Raw genomic sequence first — 22232 nt, forward strand, 5'->3', positions numbered from 1 at the left:
TTTATTTTTCATTACATAAACTTAAAACATATGAGCTTAATTTTTCCTCACTAAATCCAAAATGCTCAAATACATCTTTATCTTTACCACTCTCACCAAAACTTTCTATACCATAAAGCTCATCACAAATTCTATAAAGCTCGTTTGAATTTGCAGCTTCCACGCCTATAACCTTACCTTGTAAAATTCTTTCTTTATAAGATTTTTCTTGAGCGATAAATAGTTCATAACAAGGCATAGAAACTACATTAGCAATCACACCTTTTTCTTTTAAAATCTTAGCTACTTTTAAACACAATGACACTTCACTACCACTTGCTAAAAGTGTAAATTGCGCATTTGCGTTTTCTTCTAATAAATAAGCCCCATTTTCCACATCTCCAAAAACAGGCTCACTTAAAGCGCTTAATTTTTGACGCGATAAAACAAAAACACTTGGCATATTAGTTTTAAGTGCAATCTGCCATGCTTTGACATTTTCAACCCCATCAGCTACTCTAAATGTTAATGAATTTGGCATAGCTCTAAAAGTGCTAAGTTGCTCTATAGGTTGGTGTGTTGGACCATCTTCGCCCACACCTATGCTATCATGAGTAAAAATGAAAAAATGTTTAGCCCTCATCAAAGCTGCTATTCTTGCAGCAGGTTTTAAATACTCACTAAATATAAAAAAGGTAGCACAATAAGGCAAAAACAAACCATATCTAGCAAAAGCATTTGATATAGCAGCCATTGCATGCTCTCTTATGCCATAGTGGATATTTTTTCCATTTGGAAAATCGCCCATATCTTTGAGTTCAGTTTTATTTGATGGGCCTAAATCTGCACTACCACCTAAAAACCCTGGTAAAGCTTTAGCAATAGCATTTAAAATCATACCATTGCTATCTCTAGTAGCTAGATCTTTTCCTTTAAAATCAGGAAATTGTATTTTTGAAAAATCAGGCTCTAAAAGCTCTTTTAGCAATGCTTGTCTTTCTGCATTTAAATTTTGTACTTTTTGGTTCCACTTAGCTTGTGCTAAATCTCCAAGTTCTATTGCGGCATTAAAGCGAATTTTAACTTCTTCTGGAATTTCAAAAGTTTTTTGTGGATCAAAACCTAAAGCCTCTTTTGCCTTTTTAATAAGCTCTTCACCCAAAGGTGCTCCGTGAGAATGATGGCTTCCTTCAAGCTCTAAAGCTCCTTTAGCTATGGTAGTATGAGCGATGATTAAACAAGGCTTTTTGCTTTCTTTAGCTGTTTTTAATGCTAAATCAATTTGCTCAAAATCATGCCCATCTATCTCAAGCACTTCAAAATTTTGCGCTCTAAAACGCTCTTTTACATTTTCATTAAAGGCAATAGCCACATCACCTTCGATTGAAATATTATTACTATCATAAATGATGATTAAATTATCAAGTTTGTGAAGCCCTGCTAAAGAACAAGCTTCATAAGAAATTCCTTCTTGCAAATCTCCATCACCACATAAACAATATACTTTGTGATTAATAATATCCTCGCCCAAAAGCAAACTTGCTTTTTTAGCTGCCATAGCAAAGCCAACCGCATTTGCAATGCCTTGTCCTAAAGGTCCTGTAGCAATTTCAACGCCTGGAGTGAAAATTTCAGGATGACCTGGAGTTTTAGAGTGTAATTGACGGAAATTTTTTAAATCCTCTAAACTTACATCATAACCACTCAAATGTAAAAAGCTATAAAGTAAAGCACTAGCATGACCACCTGAAAAGACCAATCTATCGCGGTTTAACCATGTAGGATCTTTTGGATTATGTACTAAATGAGTACTTAAAACACTCATAATATCTGCTAAACCCATAGGTGCACCTGGATGGCCTGAATTTGCCTTTTGTATCATATCCGCACATAAAAATCTTATAGTGTTGGCTTGTTTTTGTAACATTGTTTAACCTTTTAAATATTTATCAATCAAAATTTGAAGCTCATTAGCAAGCTTAGAGTCTAAATTTTTCATTTTTTCTTCGCATAATGCAATTTTATCATCTTTTGCCTTTTTGGCACCTTCTAAACCCAAAAGTTTTACAAAAGAATTTTTATGCAAATCATTATGAGTTGGTTTTCCTGCTTCTTGGGTATCTAAAGTCGCATCGATAATATCATCTTTGATTTGAAAAACTAATCCTATCAAAAGCCCTATTTCATAAATTTGCTCGCATTCTTTTTCATCTAACTCACAAATTTCACAACCCATTTTTAAAGCTGCCGCAATTAATCTTGCAGTTTTATGAATATGTAAAAACTCAACTTGTTCTAAATTTAAAGGTGTATCTTCAAAATAACAATCAATAGCCTGTCCAATAATCATACCATTAAGCCCTGCATTAAAAGCTAAAGTTTCTATGAGTTTTAATCTAACATTTTCTTTTAAATCAAGTCTTGAAAGTAGTAAAAAAGCTTCAGTATTTAAAGCATCGCCTACTAAAATAGCTGTGGTTTCATCATATTTTTTATGCAAGGTTTGCTTTCCTCTGCGTAAAGAAGCATCATCCATAGCGGGTAAATCATCATGTATTAAAGAGTAAGTATGGATAAATTCCAAAGCCAAAGCTGCATTTAAAGCCTTTTCAAACAAAGCAGGATTTTTAGCATTAACTATACCCAAAAGCAGTTGGGCTCTAAAATGCTTCCCACCAGCTTCTAACATCCATTTTAAAGCTTCATTAAAAAATGGATGAAAGCTTTGAGTTTTAGGAAAATTTTGCTCTAAATGCTGTTTGAATTTTTCTAAAATCACTTATTTAGCCTTATAAAAAAGTCAAAGTATCCTTTATTAAAATGCTCAAAATCATTATTTTTCGCTGAAGGGATATTACTTGCTTGTCTTGAAACTAAAACATCAAAAGTATTAGCTTGAGTTAATATGGCTTGAAGTTCATTGAAATTGTTGATTTTTTGGTTATTAATTCTTAAAATTTTATCCCCTTTTAAAAATCCAACCATTTGCGCTTTAGAATTTGGAGTTACCTCTGTAACATTCATTTTTGTATCTACGCGTAATCCTAGATTACTATAAAAAGAAGTCGGTTTAGTTTGAACTACTTTTTTAGGTTTAGCAAATATACCCAAATCTTTATCAAAAACTGTCGTAGAAATATTGACATCTTTGTTGTCTCTTAGCATATTAAAATACAAAGTTGCACCACGATCAGCAAATAAAATTTTCTCATTCAATTTTCTTATATCATCATACACTTGCCCATCTACACTCACAAGCTCATCATTAAGTAAAAATTGTCCGTTTTTGCGTACATTTTTTACATAAATTTTACCATCACGCATATCAAAATCCACACCTATATCACCCCAATAAACATCAGGATATTTTGCAAAGTGTTTTAAATAGCGATTACCTATAAGCTTACCATCTTCTAAGCTTATACCAAGCATTTTACAACATGGCGAATTAAGTTCTCCGATTTTAGAAGTAAAATCAAGCTGATCACGTTCTGTTAAACTTTGTCCAAAATACTTCAAATGCCCTATATAGCTTTTATTGCTATCTAAAATTCCCACCCAGCTATTGCGTGTTAATTCTTCTTCATTTCCCATAGGCGCAGGGATTAAACTAAAATCTGTTTTTACCAAATATAAATTTAAAAAAGGATCATACTTAGTATAACTGTTTAATTTTGCATTTTTAGTTTTAACTACTGCTAGGGTGTTTTCATTTAAAGCAAAAGCAGGCAAGCCCTCATAAATTAACATACTAGCTTTGTTTTTTTCATAACAACCCAAAAAATCATTAAAAGTCGGTCTTGGCACAGCAAAAAGCACACAAGTTATACCCAAAATACAAAGTAAAATTCTCATAGCATTCCCATTCCGCTAAATAAATTACTAGCCATTGATTTTTTATTTTGTTCTACCATTTTCATCACATCATTCATCGCTGCTATTAATAAAATTTGCATAGATTCTTTATCTTCAAGCAAAGAATCATCAATATTTATATCGATAATTTCACCTTTTCCATTAGCGCTAACTTTTACTAAACCACCGCCACTTTTTGCGCTAAATTCTTTTTTTAAAGCTTCTTGCTCTAATTCATTTGCTTTTTCTTGAGCCTTAGTTAAAAGCTCGCCCATTTTAGAAAAATCCATATTTTCAAACATTTATTTTCCTTCTTTTAATATCTCTAATACTACTTCTTTATCATTAAAAGGATATTTTACACCCTTAATCTCTTGATAAGTTTCATCGCCCTTGCCTAAAATCACTACAAAATCATTTTTCGTTTTAAGCTCTAATGCTTTTTTTATCGCTTCTTTTCTATCGCATTCTATAAAAACGCTCTCATCTTTTTCTATACCACTTAAAATATCATTAATGATATCCATAGGCTCTTCTGAGCGTGGATTATCACTTGTGATGATGAGTTTTTTGGCATAGTGTTTGGCAATTTTAGCCATTAATGGACGCTTAGTTTTATCCCTATCTCCCCCTGCTCCAAAAACCACAATCAAATCACGATATTTTAAAGCATCTAAAACCTTTTCTATGCCATCAGGCGTATGAGCAAAATCTACAATCACATCTTTTGCAACCACTTGCATTCTACCCTCAATGCCACCAAAATTACTAATAGCCTTTTCAAGTTCTTTTAAATTTGGCTTAACAAGTTCATTCACACAAGCACTTGCAGCTAAAAGATTATAAAGATTAAAAAGCCCTACTAAAGAAGAGTCAATCATAAAGGTTTCTTTACCAAAATTTACCACAGCTTCAATACCATTTTTTAAAGCATAAGCTTTGATATGATAATAACTTGGATTTTCCACTCCATAAGTAAAAGCACCTTTGACATTAAAATTTATAGCTTTTGCGTCTTTATTAATAAATTTCATACACTCATCGGTAAAAAAACTTTCTTTTGCCACTTGGTAGTTTTGAAAGTTTCCATGAAAATCTAAATGATCTTGAGTGATATTAGTAAAAATTTTAGCCTTAAACTCAAGCCCTTCGATACGGTTTTGTACCAAAGCATGTGAGCTTACTTCCATAATTAAAAATTCACATTTTTCCTTACTTGCTAAAGATAAAAGCTCTAAGGTTTGCAAAATAGGAGCAGTAGTTAAGCCTTTTGGAGTGATATTTTTATCATTTATAAAACTACCCCTAGTTCCCATCAAGGCACATTTATAACCTAAATCAAGCAATATAGAGTAAATAGCCCCCGCAGTAGTTGTCTTACCATTTGTGCCTGTAATGCCTATGATTTTTATATTTTCATCTATATTTAAAAGTTTCTTACACTCAGTTATATTTATAATTTTTGCTTGTTTTTCTAAAGCTTGATGAATAAATTTTTCATTTTGAGCGGTTTTTAAGAAAAAACAATCTTTTTCGCATTCATTAGAATTATCACAAATGAAAGTATTTTCAATCTTTACTATCATAATTTAATTCCTTGATTTTCTCACTAAGCTTGATAAATCTATAATTAGAATAAAAATGCACCGAAACATCTTCCATATAAGCTACAAGCATATCTTTATAACCATGCTCTAAAAGTTTTTCTAAAAAATCCACAAAATCTTCTTTATCATTAATGATAAGTTTATTTGATATTATAACATTTTCCAAAGCTTGTTTAAACCCAACTTTTGCTTCACTAAGTAAAAAATCTTGATAACTCAAACCCTCAAAGTCTTCACTTTCTTCTTCAAACTGCACACTTTGGCTAAGATTAATAAGTTTTTCTAAGTCTTTATCTACTTTAGTATTTTTATAATTTTGCATAAAAAACTCAAAAAACACAAAGGCTTCTTCAGGGCTTTTTAACGCCAAATCGCAAATATTAATAAAAGTTAAAAGTCTTTTATTTTTACGCTTTTCATAAGCAAGAGAAAAATACATCTTAGCATTTTTAAAATCTTTTTTATAAAAGCATTCTATGGCTATTTTTTTATAATTTTGCAAATTCGCTTTCTCCACCTGCTAAATTTACTATAGTGATATCTGGGTGTATGTCGATTTTAAGCTGTTTTTCTAAGCCGTATTTTAAAGTCGTTCCACTTGAAGGACAACCATGACAAGCTCCGGTTAATTTCACATAAACCACACCATTTTTAACTCCTAAAAAATCAAGCCCACCACCATCATTTTCTAAAATATGCATAGTTTTAGCCAAGCTTGCTTTTACAGGTTCGACTAATTCCTCATCACTAAAAGGCATATTCATAACTTTTCCTTGATTATTTTTTAGTTTAATTTTATCTTATTTGCCTTTAAAAAATGTAAATTATTGTTTATTTTAGACTTTTTGCTATACAATGGTAAAAATATTTTAGGATTTTTTATGCAAAAACGCACTCAAATAAAAGGTTTTGAAAAACTCAAACTCATTTTTATATTAGGCTTTTTATCTGCTATAGCACCACTTTCAACTGATATGTATTTACCTGCTTTAAATGAAGTAGAAAAAAGCTTTCAAACAAATTCTTTTTATACTCAACTTTCTCTTGCAAGTTTTTTCATAGCCTTTTCTTTAGGTCAGCTTTTTTATGGGCCATTAAGTGATGTATATGGCAGAAAAAAACCTTTATATATAGGACTTTTTCTTTTTATTTCTTCAAGTATTGCTTGTGTTTTAGTTGATTCCATTCATGCTTTTATAGCTTTGCGTTTTTTTGAAGCTTTGGGAGGTTGTGTGGGTGTAGTTGTAGCAAGAGCTATAGTAAATGATGTTTTTGAGCTTAAAGAAGCAGCAGGAGTTTATGCTTTAATGATGGTTTTTACTTCTTTAGCTCCTATGCTCTCTCCTACTTTTGGTGGGATTTTGCTTGAGTTTTTTTCTTGGCGTAGTATATTTTTGACATTATTTATCTTAGGTTTTATTTTATTTTTACTTGTTATTTTTGCTCTAAAAGAAAGCAACCTCAACACCCAAGGTAAAAAATTTAATCACAAAGAAGTTGCAAAAAGTTACAAAAAAATCTTAAAAGATCGTCGTTTTGTGGTGTATTTGCTTTGTGGGAATTTAATCTTTGCAGGATTTTTTGCTTATTTAACTGGCTCATCTTTTGTTTTTACGCGTGTTTTTGAACTCAGCCCTCAACAATACGCAGCCCTTTTTGGAGCCCATGCTTTAAGTTTTGTTATATGTGCTAATATAAACGCAAGAATAGTTCTTAAACTCTCGCCTTATTATGTTTTACCAAGAGCGCTTATGATGATTACTTTTTTAACCTTTTTACTCATTTTAGGGGCAACTTTTGATCTAGGTTTTTGGGCTTTTGAAATTCCTTTATGTTTAATCATAGCAAGTTTGGGTTTTATCCTGCCAAATACCACCACTTTAGCTATGGCAAGATCAAAACAAAATGCAGGTAGTGCTTCAGCAATCTTAGGGGCAGCACAATTTGCTATGGCAGGAGTAATGGCATTTTTAGTAAGTCTTTTAAATGCTAATACACCTATATTTTTATCGCTTATTTTAGGAACATGTACATTTTTATCTTTGATTTCTTATCTAAGTTTAATCAATAAAAGAAAGTTAAATAAAATCAAAAAGAAGTTAAGCGTGATTTCTCACGCTTAATTAAGCAATATTTTTGAAAAGATTCACTGACTATATCGAACCTTTTTCAAAAAACTTTATATTTATTTTCAAAACACTTATAAACAATTTATGTTAAAATTTCTCATCAATCAATAAAGGCTTTATTAATGAAAAAAATAGCTACTATTTTTGCAGGTGTTAATGGATCTGGAAAAACTACCTTGTATTATAATGAACTTGAAAAAAACAAAGACTTTGGACTTAGAATCAACATCGATGAAATCGTAAGTAGCTTTGGCGACTGGAAAAATCAAGAAGATCAATTTAGAGCTTCAAGGATAGCCATTAAAATGCGTGAAAACTATATCAAAAAAGCTTATGATTTTAACCAAGAAACCACACTTTGTGGCACTAGCATTTTATCTTTATTCAAAAAACTACAGAAAAATTCTTATACTATAAATCTTTACTACATCGGACTAGACTCTCCAAGTACGGCAAAGCAAAGAGTTAAAATTCGCGTAGCTAAAGGCGGTCATGATATAAAAGAAGAACTTATAGAAAAAAGATACTATGAGTCTTTACAAAATTTTAACACCGTTGCTAAATTTTGTAATCACATTACTATTTTTGACAATACTCAAAATTATAAAAAACTCTTAGAATTTAAAAACAGCAAGCTAGAAGTATTTGAAACTACCAAATGGCTAGAACCATTAATGATAAATTTTAAAAATCCAAGTTTATAAATTTTTATTTTAACTTGTCGATATGCAAATCATGCTACTCACTCCTTAAGGCAAAAAAGAAGTGAGTTAGCAATAGATTGAAGGCTTCAAGGCTATCAAGTATTACAAGGCTACCTCGATAACCTTGTAAAGCTTGATCCCAAGGTTTTAAAACCTTGGGTTAAAATTATTGTTTTAATTGAAGCAAGGTATTTAAAAGCTGATCGCTTGTGGTAATCGTTTTTGAGTTTGCTTGATAACCCCTTTGGATTACGATAAGCTCAGTTAATGCACGACTTAAATCCACATTTGACATTTCTATAGCTGAGCCTTTTAAGCCCCCTCTACCACCTTCACCAGCATGACCTATAGTAGGTGTTCCTGAGTTTGCTGTCGCTTTGAAAAGGTTATTACCCATTTCTTCAAGACCCATATTATTTGGGAAAGTAGCTAGAGCAACCTTAGCTAAAGCTAGAGTTTTACCATTTGTAAATTCTCCATAGATATAACCATTCTCATCAGTTCTTAATGCATCTGGCTTTAAGTTACCTCCTGTGTAACCATCAGTTTCTTGTTTAGTTGTAGCTGAGTCTTTATCATAGCTTGTTAAACCATCAAAACCACCTGTTGTTCCAAAGTCAAGTTTTATAACTTGATCAGGTTTTGAGCCATTATTTCCGGTAAAGTTTAATACATTTGGCGTATAGCTTTGTAAAGAGCCATCATTACCAAATCTTAAATTTCCTACTACTATGTTTCCTGGAGCTCCATCACCACTAAAATTTATCTCTGCAGGCTCAGGCACTGAGATGATGATAGACCATTCAGCCCCACCATCTGCTGTTTTACTTTGCTTAGTAAATTGCACAGTTAGCTCATGTCTAGTTCCTAATGAATCAAAAATTTCTATACTAGCAGTATGAGCTGAAAGATACATGTCTTGAGAATATTTTTCATTATTACCTGCATTGAAATTTCCATCTAAGGCACTAAACATCGCTGTGAATTTATCATTTGTGGCGATTTTATTAGCCTCATTAGAATAACCTGTAACTTTAAAAGTCATATCTTTAGATTCTGTTGTTTTTGGATTTGTGATTTTAAATCTACCATCACTTTCAACTACTACTTCTACAGCAGCATTTGCATCCTCTTTTGATCCTTGACCTCCATTAGCCCAATTTTCTATAGTTCCATCTCCATCATAATCCACCGCCCATCTTGCATCTCTTTGCAAAAGCTCTCTTAAGTCTTCGGTTGTATGAAAAGTTCTTTGACCATTAGCACTAGGCATATTTGCTTGTTCCTTAGTAGCTGCGTCTGGGTTAGGATTTGGTCCTATATCTACACTATTTGGACTATATATATACTCATGAGCAGTAATTACTTGTACTTTATCTTTAACAGCACTACCTGGCTGTCCATCAGTAGTTCCAAGCCAAGCTCTACGAGCTGTTCCATCAAGTGTTAAAATTTGATTCAAATTAGTCTGTTTAGTGTCTACCTTAATTTGCCCACCTGCTGTAGTATCATTATGTACTACAATATCCAAATTTTTAGATTTAGCTGTAGTTCCTGTGCTATTATCGTTTGTAAAAGTGATTTGTCCATTTACTACTGAAGCTACTACGCCAGTTTCAGCTGTCTTAGCATTAATAGCGTTGATAAAAGTTTCTTGCCCTACACCTTCTGCTTGAATATTTACACCATTAATGGTAATATTCAATTTTGCTGTATGGGTGGTGTCACCATCTTTAAAACCCCAATAAGTAAAATCTCCATCAGTCCATTTTGATCTATCTTGAGGCAGGTCAGGTCTCATTGTAATATTAGAAGTATGTTTGGCATCAGCATAACTTACCCATATACCTTGACCACTTCTTAAGTTTAAACCTTCACCTTGAGCATTAAACACTACGCCCATATCTACACCTTTTTCAGTTACTTGGGCTCCACTTTTTGAAGTAGTGTAAAACTCAGTATGGCCAGTATCATTTTCATCTATAGCCGTTCCTGTATCAGCTCTAAAACCGTGTTGAGAATCAAGAGCATAGATAGGACGCTTAGCAGAAGCATTCATACCCAAAGTATTACCACTATCTAAATTTGCTGTAAGACTTACTGAAGTACTTGGTTTAGCAGGCATACTCATACCAGGTGGGATCACGATATCTGTTACTGATTTAGAAGAGTCAATTTGGCCTGTTTCTTGATTATAATTCCAACCTTGAACGGTATAGCCGTTATTATCTACGAAATTTCCTACCGCGTCTGTTTTAAAGTCCCCTGCACGAGTAAAAAACTGTGTTGTGCCACCATCATTTGAAACGATGAAAAATCCATCCCCGTTAATAGCCATATCGGTGTTTTTGTCTGTAGTTTGGATATTACCTTGAGAGTGAATTCTAGTCGTAGAATTTACACCCGCACCAAGTCCAACTTGCATAGGGTTTTTACCACCTAGGTTGCCATCTGGAGCTGTAGCTATCTTAGAAGTTTGGCTCATAAGCGTTGAGAAATCCGCACGAGAATACTTAAAACCAAATGTATTAACATTTGCTATGTTGTTACCTTCTACATCCATTGCGTATTGGTGTGCTTGGAGTCCTGAAACCCCAGCCCAAAGAGATCTCATCATAATTAAATCCTTTAAAAAATATTGCTTTGTGAATATCTCACAATATTCTATTGCTTAGCCAAGATAAAGCAATAAGTGTTCCAAAAATACAAATAAAATGAAATTAAAAAGTAGAAAATAAATCAAAAATTAGGTTTTAAAGTGTAAAGTTTTTTTAAAATTACTCGATATAGTCAGTGAATCTTTTCAAAAATATTGCTTAATTAAGCGTGAGAAATCACGCTTAACTTTTATTTCTTTCTTTTAGTTTAGCAATCACATCATTTAAACTCAAATCCGCATCAGCTAATAACACTTCTAAATGATAAAGTAAATCAGCTGCTTCATTTATAAGCTCATCTTTGTCTTTAATAGTAGCAGCTAAAGCCGTTTCAACGCCTTCTTCGCCTACTTTTTGTGCTATGCGTTTAGTGCCTTTTGAAAAAAGCTCAGCTGTGTAAGAAGAACTTGCACAAGTGTTTTTACGAGAATTAATCAGCCTTTCAAGACGCGATAAAAATACAAAATCAGCCTTTTTAGAAAGTGTTTCAAAACAAGAAGTATCACCCGTGTGACAAGTAGCTCCGCTAGGTTTAACTAAAATCAAAATACAATCTCTATCGCAATCAAGTCCCATATCTATGATATGTAAAAAATTCCCACTTTGCTCCCCTTTCATCCACAAACGCTCTTTAGTGCGTGAGTAAAACACAACCTTTTGGTGCTTAAAACTCTCTCTTAATGCCTCTTCATTCATAAAACCTTGCATTAAAACTTCACAAGAATGATAATCTTGAATAATCACAGGAACAAGGTTATTAACCTTTTGCCAGTTAATGCTTTTTATGAATTCTTCTTCATTTATCTTCATAGCTTTTCCTTTTAAATACGAATTTGTATGCCTTGGTCTTTTAAAAATAGTTTTAATTCTTTAATATCTATAAGTTTTTTATGAAAAATAGAAGCTGCCAAAGCTCCATCAACACCAAGTTTAAAAGCGTCTAAAAAATGCTCTTTAGCTCCTGCACCACCACTTGCTACTAAAGGCACAGGGCAAATTTGTCTAACTTTAGCAAGTTGATCAAGATCATAACCCTTTCTCATACCATCTTGATTCATCATATTTAGCACGATTTCACCGGCTCCTAGCTCACATACTTGCTTTACCCACTCTAGTGTTTTTTTACCACTATGATGAGATTTGCTCTCATCTCCGGTGTATTTATAGACTAAAAGTTCGTTGTTTTCATCTTTAAAAGTATCTATACCTACGACTACACATTGCACTCCAAAGCTTTTTGCAAGGCGTGAGATTAAATCAGGATCATTTAAAGCAGGGGAATTAATAGAAATTTTATCAGCACCATTTGCTAAAAGTTCTTTCGCGTCATCTTCGCTTTTTATACCTCCTGCAACGCAAAATGGTATAGAGATATTTTGTGCTACCTTGCTTACCCAAGTTCTATCAATGCGCTCATTTTTAGCTGAAGCGGTTATATCATAAAACACAAGCTCATCAATGCCATTTTGTGAGTAAAATTTAGCAAGCTCGATGATATCGCCCATATCTTCATGGTTTTTAAACTGTACCCCTTTAACTACTCTACCATCTTTTACATCTAAACATGCGATTATGCGTTTTGCAAGCATTCTTTAGCCTCCTTTATGCTAAATTCTTTATCAAGCAAGGCTTTGCCTACGATGATACCACTTACTATGCCATTTAACTTTTTAAAATCTTCTAAACCTGCCACGCCTCCACTTGCTTGGGTTTGCAAATGCGGGAATTTCTCATGCAAAGTTTTATATAAAGTGATATTTGCTCCACTCATCGTGCCATCTTTAGAAATATCTGTGCATAAAATATGCTTTACATCTTTATAAAAATTTAAAAGATCAAATAATTTTTCATCGCTTGTTTTACTCCATGCATCAACAGCCACAAAAAACTCATCTTTAACGCAAATACTATCAAGCGCTAAGACTATATTTTCTACACCAAATTCATTTAAAAGCTCTTGTGTAAAAGCTTTGTTTTTAACTGCTAAAGAGCCTATAACTACGCGTTTAACACCGCTATCAAACAAAGCTTTAATCTCATCTTTATTGCGAATTCCCCCACCTACTTGAAGATTTACTTTGATTTTAGAAGCTAGGTTTTCTATGAGTTTTAGTTGTCTTTTACTAGGATCTTTTGCACCGCTTAAATCCACCAAATGAAGCCAAGCAATGCCTTGAGCCTCATACTCTTGAAATTTAGCCAAAGGATCAAAGCTGTATTCTTGCTTTTTAGTATAATCTCCTTTATAAAGCCTTACTACTTTGCCATCTATTAAGTCTAATGCTGGAATGATTTGAGTTTGCATTTTTACCTACATATTTATGAAATTTTTTAATAATACTTCGCCCGCTTCGCCACTTCTTTCAGGGTGAAACTGCACGCCATAAAAATTGTCTTTGTTTAAACTTGCACTAAATTTAGTAGAGTACTCACACTCTGCGATGGTGTATTCATTTAAACTCACACAATAACTATGCACAAAATAAAAATAAGCCCCATCTAAGCCTTTAAAAAGCTCATGCGAGCTAAAGACTTGATTCCACCCCATATGCGGGAAAGTAAAATTTACTTTTTCTTGGAATTTTTGTGTATCAAAAGGCATAATGCCAAGTGTTTTTTGGTGTAATTCTTCTGAAAATTTACCCAAAATTTGCATACCAAGACAAATACCTAAAAGTGGTTTTGTGGTAGTTTGGATAAAATTTTCTAAATTAAGTGCTTGTAAATTAGCCATTGCTTTAGCTGCTGTGCCAACCCCGGGAAGCAAAAGCTTATCTGCTTGTGAGAGTTCTTTTAAATCATGTGTGATGATACTTTTTTGCCCTAAACGCTCGAGTGCAAAAGCAAGTGAAGCTAAATTCGCACAACCTGTATCTATAATAGCTAGTTTCATATCATTCTCTCTTGAAATAAATTTGCTTTTGTTAAAACTTTCAAGTCGTTAATCTTGTTTTTAATCATTTGAAAATTTTTCTCTAACTCTATTTTACGATTTACAGAAATTTTAATAAATTCATCTTCTTTTTCAAAACCTATAAATTTTCTATTTAATAAATTAGCTGCAATCCCTGTAGTCGAACTTCCACTAAACGGATCGCAAATTAACGAATTTTCATTACTTGCCATTAAAATTAATCTAACAAGTAAGGGTAGTGGCTTTTGGGTGGGGTGTTTGCCATTATTTTTTTCCCACGGAGCTATAGCGCTAAATTGCCACACATCTCGCATTTGCTTATTTTCATTTAATTTTTTCATCAACCCATAATTAAATATATGTTTATGTTTAGGACTTTTTCTAGCCCATATAATTTGTTCTGTAGAATGAGTTAAGTATCTACAGGAAAAATTAGGCGGTGGGTTAGTTTTTTGCCAAGTAATAATATTTAAAATTTTAAAATCAAGTTTTTGTAAAATTCTGCCAAGAGAGAAAATATTATGATAAGTTCCGCTTATTAAAATACTTCCAGTATCTTTAAGTGCTATTTTTGCATTTGAAAGCCATTTTAAGTTAAACTCATCTATTTTTTCAATATCATCACCTTTATCCCATTGCCCCTTATTTACACTTACTATTTTACCACTTTGGATACTCAAACCATCATTAGACAAAAAATAAGGTGGATCTGCAAAGATTAGATCAATTTGATTTTCAAATTGAGGTAATAATTTATTACAATCATTTTGATAAAGCTGAAAAAGTTTATCTTTACTTGTAAAAATAGACTTAGACATTTTTTACCTTTAAGATAAAATCATTAATATTAGAAAGATTATAAATTTCTACTTTTTTATAAGCTTCTTCAAGTTTATTTTTAGCTTTTAACCAACCTTGACCATCTGTTATCCATATAAATTCATATTGAGAAAACTGATCAAATTTAGGAGCTAGTTCTTGATAAGCTCTGGCAACTTCATTTAATTTACTTCCCGCACCTGCATAAAAATTACATTCTATAAAATAAGTTTTTTTAGAAGAAAAAATTACAAAATCAAATTTTTTTATATCTTCACCAAAAGCTTTATGAAGTTCAGGAAATTTTTTAATATTTACCTGCTCTTCAAATTTTAAACAATGTGGAGTAAAAATTTCTTTTAATTGCATTTCCATTATTTTACCACTACGATTTTTTCTCGCATTAGTATCAAGTCCCACTTCTATTCCGAATACATAATCATTTAAATTTTTAATCTCATGAGTAGAAAAAATTTCTAACAAGCCTGTTTCGCAAATAAAATTATAAACACTATCTGAATTTTTAAAATACCCTTCCAAAGATACAAAATTTGAAAATTGATTTATAATAATGTCCTTTTTATCTTTATCTCTAACCGCAATTAATACATTTAAAACATTAAAAGCCTTTGGATATTCTTCAAAAAGTTCTTCTATAGATTGCCTTAATTCATTTTTGCTTTTTCCTAGTAGAAAATTTAAATGATTAAGATAGATGCTAATTTTATTTTTATTTCTTAAGCATTTTTCCCAATCTACATAAAAATCTAAATGTCTATTTGTAGCTTGCAAACTATTTATAAATTTTTCAAAACTAAGTTTATTTTTCATATCACTCCTTTAGAGCTTGCTAGGTTTTCATTTTCTATTTTTATAGCCATTTTTAAAGCTCTTGCAAAGGCTTTAAAAAGTCCTTCGGCTTTGTGATGATCGTTTTTGCCTTTAACTTTTAAATGCAAACTCGCACCCATAGCATAGCTTAGTGAGTAGAAAAAATGCTCTATCATTTCTGTGCTTAATTCTCCAAGCTTTTCTTTTTTAAACTTAGCCTTATAAACTAAATGCGGTCTATTACAAAAGTCAATCGCACAACTTGCCAAGCACTCATCCATAGGCAAAACAAAGCCATATCTTGCAATGCCTATTTTTTGATCAAGTGCATTTTTAATAGCCTCGCCCAAAGCAAGTGCAACATCTTCTACGCTGTGATGTTCATCAACTTCTAAATCTCCCTTGCATTTTATCTCTAAAGATATATTTGCATGCGTAGCAATTTGCTCTAACATATGATCAAAAAATGCGATATTTGTTTTTATATCAGCTTTTGCTTTTTCATTAAAAGCTATTTTAACTTGAATTTGAGTTTCTTTGGTATTACGCTCTATACAAGCACTGCGGTAATTTTGCAAGATAAAATCAGCGATTTGCTCCCAATTAAAATCATTTTTATCATATTTTAAACCTTGAATTTCAAGATTTTGCGCTAAAAGCATATCGCTGTCTCTATCGCCTATGACAAAACTTTTATTTTTATCATAAAGTTTATTTTTGATATAGTTTTCAAGCATGGCAGTTTTTGGCTTCCTACAGGCACAATTTTCATGCTCAAAATGTGGACATATAAAAATATCTTCAAATTCTATGCCGCAACTTTGAAAAACACTTAGCATTTTTTCATGAGCCTTGTCAAAATTTTCCTTAGGAAAAGAATTTGTGCCTAGGCCGTCTTGATTACTTACCATAACAAATTTAAAACCAAAATTTTTTAACTTTAAAAGTGCATTGATGGCACCTTTTTCAAACTCAAGTTTTTCTAAAGAATCGATTTGAAAATCATCTTTTGGCTCATCAATGAGCGTGCCATCTCTATCAATAAATAAAATTTTTGCACTCATTTTAGACTTTCTAATCTTAAACTCACGGCATTTTTATGCCCATCAAGCCCTTCAGCTGCTGCTAAAATTTCCACCACAGGCCCAAGTTTTTTAAAGCCTTCTTTGCTAAGTTCTTGTACAGTCATTCTTTTCATAAAATCAGCAAGCCCTAAAGAAGAATAAGACTTAGTAAAACCATAAGTTGGTAATACATGATTTGTCCCACTTGCATAATCTCCCATAGATTCTGGAGAATACTCACCTAAAAATACCGAACCTGCATGCATAATATCATCAAGCAAGCTAGATGGATTTTGTGTATGAATGATCAAATGCTCGGGTGCATAGTCATTTGAAATACTTATGGCATGTTTTATATCTTTTGCAAGAATGATTTTAGAGTGTGCTAAAGATTTTGAAGCAATTTCTTTACGCGAGAGTTTTTCAAGCTGTAAAGCAACTTCACTATCTACTTCTTTGGCTAATTTTTCACTTGTGCAAACTAAAATCGCTTGAGAATCTGCTCCATGCTCAGCTTGTGAGAGTAAATCCGAAGCTATAAATTTAGCATTAGCAAACTCATCTGCTAAAACTAATACCTCTGAAGGTCCTGCTTGCATATCAATAGCTACTCCATGATTATTAACTTGCTTTTTGGCTTCAGTTACAAAGGCATTTCCTGGGCCAAAAATTTTATCTACTTTTTGTACACTTTGCGTTCCATAAGCAAGTGCTGCTATAGCCCCTGCTCCGCCTATTTGATACACTGCATCAACCTCACAAAGTTTTGCTACAAAAGCAATGGCAGGATGTAGTGGTGCTGGGGAAGCTAAGGCTATAAATTTACATTTTGCAATTTTAGCTGGGATAGCTAGCATGAGTGCAGTTGAAAAAAGTGGCGCTAAACCTCCTGGTATATAAAGCCCTACTTTTTCAATGGCTCTTGTTAGTACCTTGCAAGTTACCCCTTCAAAGGTTTGAACCTCTATGGTTTGACTTTCTTGAGCTTTGTGGAATTTATAGATATTTTCATAAGCTATTTTGATAGCTTGTTTTAACTCATCATCAATTTGCTCTGCTAAATTACTAAGCTCTTCATTGCTTAGTTTGATGGAATTTAACTCTACTTTATCAAATTTTATAGCCATTTGCTTTAAAGCTTCATCGCCATTTGTTTTAACATCTTCAATGATTTGTTCTACTATGGTTTTAACCTGTGCATTAGCGCTTATAGCAGGACGCTTGAGTGCTAATTCTTGTTCGCTTTGGTTTAGTTTTTCAAAATCAAGTATTTGCATTTTTATCCTTTAAGAGAGCATTTTTTCAATAGGTAAAACTAAAATCGCACTTGCACCTTCTTTTTTTAAAGCTTCCATAGTTTCCCAAAATAAATTTTCTTGACTTACCATATGTAGCGCCACTCTAGCTTTATCATTTTCTAAAGGTAAAATCGTAGGTTTTTCAACACCTGGTAATAAAGCTGTGATTTTTTCTAGCTTTTCAATAGGAGCATGCAACATGATGTATTTTGACTCTCTTGCTTGCATAACTCCATGAATTCTAATGAGTAATTTATCGATTAATTCTTGTTTATGTGAAGCTAAACTTTCTTTTCTTTGGATAATACAAGCTTTTGATTTATAAATTACCATAACTTCTTTAAGTCCATTTGCTTTTAAAGTAGCACCACTTGAAACTAAATCACAAATTCCATCAGCTAAATTTGCACTTGGTGCTACTTCAACTGAGCCTGTTAGCATACAAGTTTTATAAGGAATGTTATTTTCTTCCATAAAACGCTTTAAAAGCTGTGGATAAGAAGTTGCTATGCGTAAATTTTTAAAACTTTCTATACCTTTATACTCGCTATTTTCTGGCAATGCTAAAGACAAACGACACCCACCAAAATCAAGCTTTTTAAGCATTATAAAATCTGCATTTTCGTTTTTTGATTTTCTTTCTAACTCATTTTCTTCTAAAACATTTTCTCCGACTATGCCAAGATCTACTACCCCATCAAAAATTAATCCTGGTATATCATCATCTCTTACTCTAAGTAAATCAATAGGTAAATTTGTAGAAAAAGCAATCAAGCTTTGATCGTGTATGCGAAGTTTTACGCCTATAGACTCAAGCAAGGCGATAGAATCTTTGCTTAAACGACCTGATTTTTGTATAGCTATGCGTAATCTTGAATTTTCTTGCATTTTTTTCCTTTTTTGTAGTTAAAAAGATTAATAGTAGCAAAAAATGGATAAAAATACAAAAAATAGTAAGTAAATAAATAAAAATAAGAAGTTTTTAGCCTTTAAAAAGGCTAAAAATTAAGCTACGAATTCGATAAAAGCCATTTCTGCAGCATCGCCACGGCGAATTCTTGTTTTAATAATTCTTGTATAACCACCGTTTCTATCTGCAAATTTAGGTGCGATTTCTGTTACAAGTTTATTTGTAGCTTCTTTATCTTGCAAGCTAGCAAAAACTGCTCTGTGAGCATTGAAATCACCTTTTCTTGCACGAGTGATCAATCTTTCAACATAACCTCTTAATTCTTTTGCTTTAGGTAATGTTGTTTCTATTTTACCTGCTTTAATAATAGCAATGGTAAGGTTTTTTAATAAGGCTGCACGATGAGTAGAAGTGCGTCCTAACTTTCTATATCCATGTCTATGTCTCATTGATTATCCTTCATTTTGTGCTTTTAATTCTGTAATTTTTTTCTTTAGCGTTTCTTTTGCACTATCACTGAGTTTTGAATTTCCTATAGGGAAACCTATAGATTCCATTACGCTTTTAATCTCATCTAAAGATTTTTTACCAAGATTTTTTAAATCTGCAAGTTCGCTAACACTCATTAAAGCAAGCTCACCGATATAAACTACATTTGCTTTTTCTAAGCAGTTAAAGCTTCTTGCACTTAAATTTAACTCAGTTATATTTTGAAGTAATTTTACATGCTCTACTTCATTATTTTGTGTTTGGCTTCTTACAACGCTTTGAGCATTAGTGATTTTATCAAACACTGATAATTGTTTATACATTGCTTCTAAAGCATTTTTAAAAGCATCACTTGGTGAAATTTGACCATCAGTTGTGATTGTAAAAACAACTTTTTCATAATCTGGGTTATCTTCAAAAAGCACTTTTTCTATATCATAAACTGCATGTTTTACTGGAGTAAAGAATGCATCAAGTGCTATAAATTCAGGATCTAAGAAATTTTGCACTTCTTCAGAAGGTACATAACCTATACCTTTTTCAATGATTAAGGTAAATTCTAAATCTGCATCTTCATTGATCGTTGCAAGATAGCTATCTGCGTTCACAACCTCAACAACATCGTTATCTAAGTCTTTTCCGCAAATTTCTTTTGGTCCTTTAAAACTAAAAGTTATAACTTCTTTTTCAGAATCTGTTTTTAGTTTAAATCTTAATTTTTTTAGATTGATAATAAACAATGCTACATCTTCAAGCATACCACGCATACTATCAAATTCATGTGCTACGCCTTTGATTTTAACTCCTGTTGGAGCAAAACCTACTGTGCTTGAATAAAGCAAACGACGCAAAGGATGCGCCAAAGTAATAGCATAGCCAATTTCAAAAGGCCATGCACTTACTTTTGCTACTGTATCACTGATATTTTCAATACTAAACTCTGTCGGTGTATAAGCAGAAGTTGTAATATGTCTCATATCAAAAACCTTTATTATTTAGAGTACAACTCAACGATATATCTTTCCTCAACTGGAATGATAACTTCTTCTCTTTCAGGTTTTCTTGTAAAAATTCCAAATCTTTTATCTTTTTCTACATCAACCCAAGCAACTATACCAGTTTGAGCAGTAAGTTCGATCGCTCTTGAAATTTGAGGATTGTTTTTGCTTTTTTCAATCACTTCGATTTTTTGACCTGCTTCTACTCTATAACTAGGAATATCTACTCTTTTACCATTTACTAAAATATGTCCATGAGTTACAAGTTGTCTAGCAAAACGGCGTGTTGTAGCAAAACCCATTCTATAAACAACATTATCAAGTCTTTGTTCTAAAAGCTGGATTAAAAGCGCACCGGTGTTGCCATCTTTTCTAGCAGCTTCGCTAAATAATCTTCTAAATTGTTTTTCGCTAACTCCATACATAAATTTAGCTTTTTGTTTTTCTCTTAATTGAAGTCCGTATTCGCTGATTTTAGCTTTTCTTTGTCCATGCTGACCTGGTGCGTAAGGGCGTTTATCTAAAGCACTTTTACCTGCTAATCTTCTTTCGCCTTTCATTGCCAAGCTTACGCCAAGTCGTCTTTCTAATTTCTCTACTGGTCCTCTATATCTTGCCATTATAATTCTCCTAAATCTTATATCTTATTCTTAGACACGACGACGTTTTGGTGGTCTACAACCATTATGAGCTAATGGGGTAATATCTTTTAAGAAAGTTACTTTAATACCTTCCATAGCACCTACACTCTTAACCGCTGTCTCACGACCACTTCCTGGTCCTTGTACTTTAATACCTACTTCTTTAATACCATGTTCTTTTGCTTTATTTAAAGCATCTTCTACTGCTTGTTGTGCTGCGTAAGGAGTTGATTTTTTAGAACCTTTAAATCCTAAACCACCTGCACTACTCCAAGCGATAGCATTTCCCATTTCATCAGTTACAGTAACCATAGTATTATTAAATGTTGCACTGATATAAACTATACCTTTAGCTATATTTTTTTTAACTACTTTTTTCTTAACTACTTTTCTTTTTGCCATTTTCTATCCTTATGATTTTGCACCAACGGTTTTTCTCTTACCTTTTCTAGTTCTGGCATTTGTTTTTGTTTTTTGACCACGAACCGGTAAGCCTTTTCTATGTCTTAAGCCTCTAAAGCTTCCTAGATCCATTAATGCTTTGATATCCATAGCAACTTGTTTTCTAAGATCACCCTCAACCATATAGTTTTCTTGAATTTCTTTACGGATAGCCGCTGCTTCATCTTCACTTAGTTCATGAACTCTTTTATCATAAGAAATTCCTGTTTTATCTAAGATTTTTCTTGAAGTATGCAAACCTATACCATAAATATAAGTCAAACCATATTCAATTCTTTTTTTCTTTGGTAAATCCACACCTGCAATACGAGCCATAAATTATCCTTGTCTTTGTTTGTGTTTTGGATTTTCGCAAATAATGCGAACTACGCCTTTACGACGAACTACTTTGCATTTGTCACACATCTTTTTAACAGATGGTCTAACTTTCATGCTTTACTCCTGTTATTGTAAATTCCACTTTTTTTACAACTGCACCAGGTTTTTAGAGCAACCAACTATTTTCAAAATAAGTGGTGATTTTGAAAATACTTCTTCATACAGTTTTATTGCAATTTCTGCAAAAGTGCTAATTATACTTTACTTTTGCTTTTAAACAACTTAGACTTATTTGTATCTAAATGTAATACGACCCTTATCAAGGCTATAAGGTGTTAGTTCCACTTTAACTCTATCGCCAGGCATAATCCTAATATAATGCATGCGCATCTTACCTGCAATATGACAAAGTATCACATGTTTATTATCTAATTCAACTTTAAAAGTTGCATTAGGTAAAGCTTCGATTACATTACCATCAATTTCGATAATATCATCTTTTGCCAATGCTTTTCTCCTTTCTACAAAATACAAAACTATTATTTTATCACAATTTT

The 22232-nt window shown here is 32.4% G+C and carries 26 protein-coding genes; 2 read left to right on the top strand and 24 right to left on the bottom strand.

Annotated features, from left to right (window positions below; all coding sequences use genetic code 11):
- Position 1: 1 nt before the first annotated feature.
- Genes tkt through L8V82_RS03960 form a run of 7 tightly spaced genes read right to left on the bottom strand, consistent with a single transcriptional unit; the run spans position 2 to position 6199 of the window.
- The gene (gene tkt, locus L8V82_RS03930; RefSeq protein WP_263724098.1) at positions 2 to 1906 is read right to left on the bottom strand and encodes a transketolase; all 1905 of its coding nucleotides are present in this window, start codon (positions 1904 to 1906) and stop codon (positions 2 to 4) included.
- 3 nt (positions 1907 to 1909) lie between these two features.
- Positions 1910 to 2755, bottom strand: a complete 846-nt coding sequence (locus L8V82_RS03935) for a polyprenyl synthetase family protein (RefSeq protein WP_263724170.1) — start codon at positions 2753 to 2755, stop codon at positions 1910 to 1912.
- A complete protein-coding gene (locus tag L8V82_RS03940) occupies positions 2755 to 3834 on the bottom strand; it encodes a PDZ domain-containing protein (protein WP_263724099.1) in 1080 nt (359 codons plus the stop codon). Before L8V82_RS03940 ends, L8V82_RS03935 begins: the two co-directional genes overlap by 1 nt.
- On the bottom strand, positions 3831 to 4136 hold the full coding sequence (locus tag L8V82_RS03945) for a YbaB/EbfC family nucleoid-associated protein (protein ID WP_039617208.1): 306 nt from the start codon (positions 4134 to 4136) through the stop codon (positions 3831 to 3833). Before L8V82_RS03945 ends, L8V82_RS03940 begins: the two co-directional genes overlap by 4 nt.
- Complete coding sequence (locus L8V82_RS03950) at positions 4137 to 5420, bottom strand: UDP-N-acetylmuramoyl-L-alanyl-D-glutamate--2,6-diaminopimelate ligase (RefSeq protein WP_263724100.1); 1284 nt, start codon at positions 5418 to 5420, stop codon at positions 4137 to 4139. It lies immediately after the preceding gene.
- A complete protein-coding gene (locus tag L8V82_RS03955) occupies positions 5404 to 5943 on the bottom strand; it encodes a hypothetical protein (protein WP_012660862.1) in 540 nt (179 codons plus the stop codon). The genes L8V82_RS03950 and L8V82_RS03955 overlap by 17 nt, the downstream gene beginning before the upstream one ends.
- A complete protein-coding gene (locus tag L8V82_RS03960; RefSeq protein ID WP_039669003.1) occupies positions 5930 to 6199 on the bottom strand; it encodes an iron-sulfur cluster biogenesis protein NfuA in 270 nt (89 codons plus the stop codon). Before L8V82_RS03960 ends, L8V82_RS03955 begins: the two co-directional genes overlap by 14 nt.
- A 123-nt stretch (positions 6200 to 6322) precedes the next feature.
- Between L8V82_RS03960 and L8V82_RS03965 the strand changes: the two genes are divergently transcribed.
- Complete coding sequence (locus tag L8V82_RS03965) at positions 6323 to 7564, top strand: multidrug effflux MFS transporter (protein ID WP_263724101.1); 1242 nt, start codon at positions 6323 to 6325, stop codon at positions 7562 to 7564.
- 128 nt (positions 7565 to 7692) lie between these two features.
- Positions 7693 to 8274: a zeta toxin family protein gene (locus tag L8V82_RS03970; RefSeq protein ID WP_263724102.1), complete on the top strand. Its 582-nt coding sequence runs from the start codon at positions 7693 to 7695 to the stop codon at positions 8272 to 8274.
- 166 nt (positions 8275 to 8440) lie between these two features.
- Here L8V82_RS03970 and flgE read toward each other — a convergent pair whose 3' ends face one another.
- The 17 genes from flgE to infA all read right to left on the bottom strand — a co-directional run bounded on the left by flgE (position 8441) and on the right by infA (position 22182).
- Positions 8441 to 10891 (bottom strand): flagellar hook protein FlgE, encoded by a 2451-nt coding sequence (gene flgE / locus L8V82_RS03975; RefSeq protein WP_263724103.1) that lies wholly within the window; start codon positions 10889 to 10891, stop codon positions 8441 to 8443.
- A gap of 223 nt (positions 10892 to 11114) precedes the next feature.
- The gene (gene hisIE, locus L8V82_RS03980; RefSeq protein WP_087700818.1) at positions 11115 to 11741 is read right to left on the bottom strand and encodes a bifunctional phosphoribosyl-AMP cyclohydrolase/phosphoribosyl-ATP diphosphatase HisIE; all 627 of its coding nucleotides are present in this window, start codon (positions 11739 to 11741) and stop codon (positions 11115 to 11117) included.
- 11 nt (positions 11742 to 11752) lie between these two features.
- A complete protein-coding gene (hisF, locus tag L8V82_RS03985) occupies positions 11753 to 12520 on the bottom strand; it encodes an imidazole glycerol phosphate synthase subunit HisF (protein WP_263702428.1) in 768 nt (255 codons plus the stop codon).
- Positions 12502 to 13236 carry a 1-(5-phosphoribosyl)-5-[(5-phosphoribosylamino)methylideneamino]imidazole-4-carboxamide isomerase gene (gene hisA / locus L8V82_RS03990; protein ID WP_263724104.1) on the bottom strand — a complete coding sequence of 245 codons (735 nt, stop codon included), beginning with the start codon at positions 13234 to 13236 and terminating at the stop codon, positions 12502 to 12504. The genes hisF and hisA overlap by 19 nt, the downstream gene beginning before the upstream one ends.
- Positions 13237 to 13242: 6 nt before the next feature.
- On the bottom strand, positions 13243 to 13824 hold the full coding sequence (gene hisH / locus L8V82_RS03995) for an imidazole glycerol phosphate synthase subunit HisH (protein WP_263724105.1): 582 nt from the start codon (positions 13822 to 13824) through the stop codon (positions 13243 to 13245).
- A complete protein-coding gene (locus L8V82_RS04000) occupies positions 13821 to 14663 on the bottom strand; it encodes a DNA-methyltransferase (protein WP_263675545.1) in 843 nt (280 codons plus the stop codon). The genes hisH and L8V82_RS04000 overlap by 4 nt, the downstream gene beginning before the upstream one ends.
- Positions 14656 to 15495 carry a type II restriction endonuclease gene (locus L8V82_RS04005; RefSeq protein WP_263724106.1) on the bottom strand — a complete coding sequence of 280 codons (840 nt, stop codon included), beginning with the start codon at positions 15493 to 15495 and terminating at the stop codon, positions 14656 to 14658. Before L8V82_RS04005 ends, L8V82_RS04000 begins: the two co-directional genes overlap by 8 nt.
- A complete protein-coding gene (hisB, locus tag L8V82_RS04010; RefSeq protein WP_214135749.1) occupies positions 15492 to 16559 on the bottom strand; it encodes a bifunctional histidinol-phosphatase/imidazoleglycerol-phosphate dehydratase HisB in 1068 nt (355 codons plus the stop codon). The genes L8V82_RS04005 and hisB overlap by 4 nt, the downstream gene beginning before the upstream one ends.
- Entirely contained in the window at positions 16556 to 17836 is a 1281-nt protein-coding gene (gene hisD, locus L8V82_RS04015; RefSeq protein ID WP_263724107.1) for a histidinol dehydrogenase, read from the bottom strand. The genes hisB and hisD overlap by 4 nt, the downstream gene beginning before the upstream one ends.
- A gap of 9 nt (positions 17837 to 17845) precedes the next feature.
- Positions 17846 to 18745, bottom strand: coding sequence for an ATP phosphoribosyltransferase (hisG, locus tag L8V82_RS04020; protein WP_133319147.1), 900 nt, complete (start codon positions 18743 to 18745; stop codon positions 17846 to 17848).
- 117 nt (positions 18746 to 18862) lie between these two features.
- Positions 18863 to 19216, bottom strand: a complete 354-nt coding sequence (gene rplQ / locus L8V82_RS04025; protein WP_012660847.1) for a 50S ribosomal protein L17 — start codon at positions 19214 to 19216, stop codon at positions 18863 to 18865.
- Positions 19217 to 19219: 3 nt separating this feature from the next.
- Positions 19220 to 20233, bottom strand: a complete 1014-nt coding sequence (locus L8V82_RS04030; protein ID WP_263724108.1) for a DNA-directed RNA polymerase subunit alpha — start codon at positions 20231 to 20233, stop codon at positions 19220 to 19222.
- 14 nt (positions 20234 to 20247) lie between these two features.
- A complete protein-coding gene (rpsD, locus tag L8V82_RS04035) occupies positions 20248 to 20874 on the bottom strand; it encodes a 30S ribosomal protein S4 (protein WP_039617184.1) in 627 nt (208 codons plus the stop codon).
- Positions 20875 to 20904: 30 nt separating this feature from the next.
- Positions 20905 to 21297 (bottom strand): 30S ribosomal protein S11, encoded by a 393-nt coding sequence (rpsK, locus tag L8V82_RS04040; protein ID WP_012660844.1) that lies wholly within the window; start codon positions 21295 to 21297, stop codon positions 20905 to 20907.
- 9 nt (positions 21298 to 21306) lie between these two features.
- The gene (gene rpsM, locus L8V82_RS04045; protein ID WP_012660843.1) at positions 21307 to 21672 is read right to left on the bottom strand and encodes a 30S ribosomal protein S13; all 366 of its coding nucleotides are present in this window, start codon (positions 21670 to 21672) and stop codon (positions 21307 to 21309) included.
- 3 nt (positions 21673 to 21675) lie between these two features.
- Positions 21676 to 21789, bottom strand: coding sequence for a 50S ribosomal protein L36 (rpmJ, locus tag L8V82_RS04050; protein WP_002781429.1), 114 nt, complete (start codon positions 21787 to 21789; stop codon positions 21676 to 21678).
- 174 nt (positions 21790 to 21963) lie between these two features.
- On the bottom strand, positions 21964 to 22182 hold the full coding sequence (gene infA, locus L8V82_RS04055; protein WP_012660842.1) for a translation initiation factor IF-1: 219 nt from the start codon (positions 22180 to 22182) through the stop codon (positions 21964 to 21966).
- Positions 22183 to 22232: the final 50 nt, after the last annotated feature.

Source organism: Campylobacter sp. IFREMER_LSEM_CL2151 (genome assembly GCF_025771725.1).
Taxonomy (GTDB): domain Bacteria; phylum Campylobacterota; class Campylobacteria; order Campylobacterales; family Campylobacteraceae; genus Campylobacter_D; species Campylobacter_D lari_C.

What these genes read in the sequence shown, in the direction of transcription:
- tkt (WP_263724098.1), bottom strand. Translation starts at nt 1,906, where the DNA reads ATGTTACAAAAACAAGCCAACACTATAAGATTTTTATGTGCGGATATG.
- L8V82_RS03940 (WP_263724099.1), bottom strand. Translation starts at nt 3,834, where the DNA reads ATGAGAATTTTACTTTGTATTTTGGGTATAACTTGTGTGCTTTTTGCT.
- L8V82_RS03945 (WP_039617208.1), bottom strand. Translation starts at nt 4,136, where the DNA reads ATGTTTGAAAATATGGATTTTTCTAAAATGGGCGAGCTTTTAACTAAG.
- L8V82_RS03950 (WP_263724100.1), bottom strand. Translation starts at nt 5,420, where the DNA reads ATGATAGTAAAGATTGAAAATACTTTCATTTGTGATAATTCTAATGAA.
- L8V82_RS03960 (WP_039669003.1), bottom strand. Translation starts at nt 6,199, where the DNA reads ATGCCTTTTAGTGATGAGGAATTAGTCGAACCTGTAAAAGCAAGCTTG.
- L8V82_RS03965 (WP_263724101.1), top strand. Translation starts at nt 6,323, where the DNA reads ATGCAAAAACGCACTCAAATAAAAGGTTTTGAAAAACTCAAACTCATT.
- L8V82_RS03970 (WP_263724102.1), top strand. Translation starts at nt 7,693, where the DNA reads ATGAAAAAAATAGCTACTATTTTTGCAGGTGTTAATGGATCTGGAAAA.
- flgE (WP_263724103.1), bottom strand. Translation starts at nt 10,891, where the DNA reads ATGATGAGATCTCTTTGGGCTGGGGTTTCAGGACTCCAAGCACACCAA.
- hisIE (WP_087700818.1), bottom strand. Translation starts at nt 11,741, where the DNA reads ATGAAGATAAATGAAGAAGAATTCATAAAAAGCATTAACTGGCAAAAG.
- hisF (WP_263702428.1), bottom strand. Translation starts at nt 12,520, where the DNA reads ATGCTTGCAAAACGCATAATCGCATGTTTAGATGTAAAAGATGGTAGA.
- hisA (WP_263724104.1), bottom strand. Translation starts at nt 13,236, where the DNA reads ATGCAAACTCAAATCATTCCAGCATTAGACTTAATAGATGGCAAAGTA.
- hisH (WP_263724105.1), bottom strand. Translation starts at nt 13,824, where the DNA reads ATGAAACTAGCTATTATAGATACAGGTTGTGCGAATTTAGCTTCACTT.
- L8V82_RS04000 (WP_263675545.1), bottom strand. Translation starts at nt 14,663, where the DNA reads ATGTCTAAGTCTATTTTTACAAGTAAAGATAAACTTTTTCAGCTTTAT.
- L8V82_RS04005 (WP_263724106.1), bottom strand. Translation starts at nt 15,495, where the DNA reads ATGAAAAATAAACTTAGTTTTGAAAAATTTATAAATAGTTTGCAAGCT.
- hisB (WP_214135749.1), bottom strand. Translation starts at nt 16,559, where the DNA reads ATGAGTGCAAAAATTTTATTTATTGATAGAGATGGCACGCTCATTGAT.
- hisD (WP_263724107.1), bottom strand. Translation starts at nt 17,836, where the DNA reads ATGCAAATACTTGATTTTGAAAAACTAAACCAAAGCGAACAAGAATTA.
- hisG (WP_133319147.1), bottom strand. Translation starts at nt 18,745, where the DNA reads ATGCAAGAAAATTCAAGATTACGCATAGCTATACAAAAATCAGGTCGT.
- rplQ (WP_012660847.1), bottom strand. Translation starts at nt 19,216, where the DNA reads ATGAGACATAGACATGGATATAGAAAGTTAGGACGCACTTCTACTCAT.
- L8V82_RS04030 (WP_263724108.1), bottom strand. Translation starts at nt 20,233, where the DNA reads ATGAGACATATTACAACTTCTGCTTATACACCGACAGAGTTTAGTATT.
- rpsD (WP_039617184.1), bottom strand. Translation starts at nt 20,874, where the DNA reads ATGGCAAGATATAGAGGACCAGTAGAGAAATTAGAAAGACGACTTGGC.
- rpsK (WP_012660844.1), bottom strand. Translation starts at nt 21,297, where the DNA reads ATGGCAAAAAGAAAAGTAGTTAAGAAAAAAGTAGTTAAAAAAAATATA.
- rpsM (WP_012660843.1), bottom strand. Translation starts at nt 21,672, where the DNA reads ATGGCTCGTATTGCAGGTGTGGATTTACCAAAGAAAAAAAGAATTGAA.
- rpmJ (WP_002781429.1), bottom strand. Translation starts at nt 21,789, where the DNA reads ATGAAAGTTAGACCATCTGTTAAAAAGATGTGTGACAAATGCAAAGTA.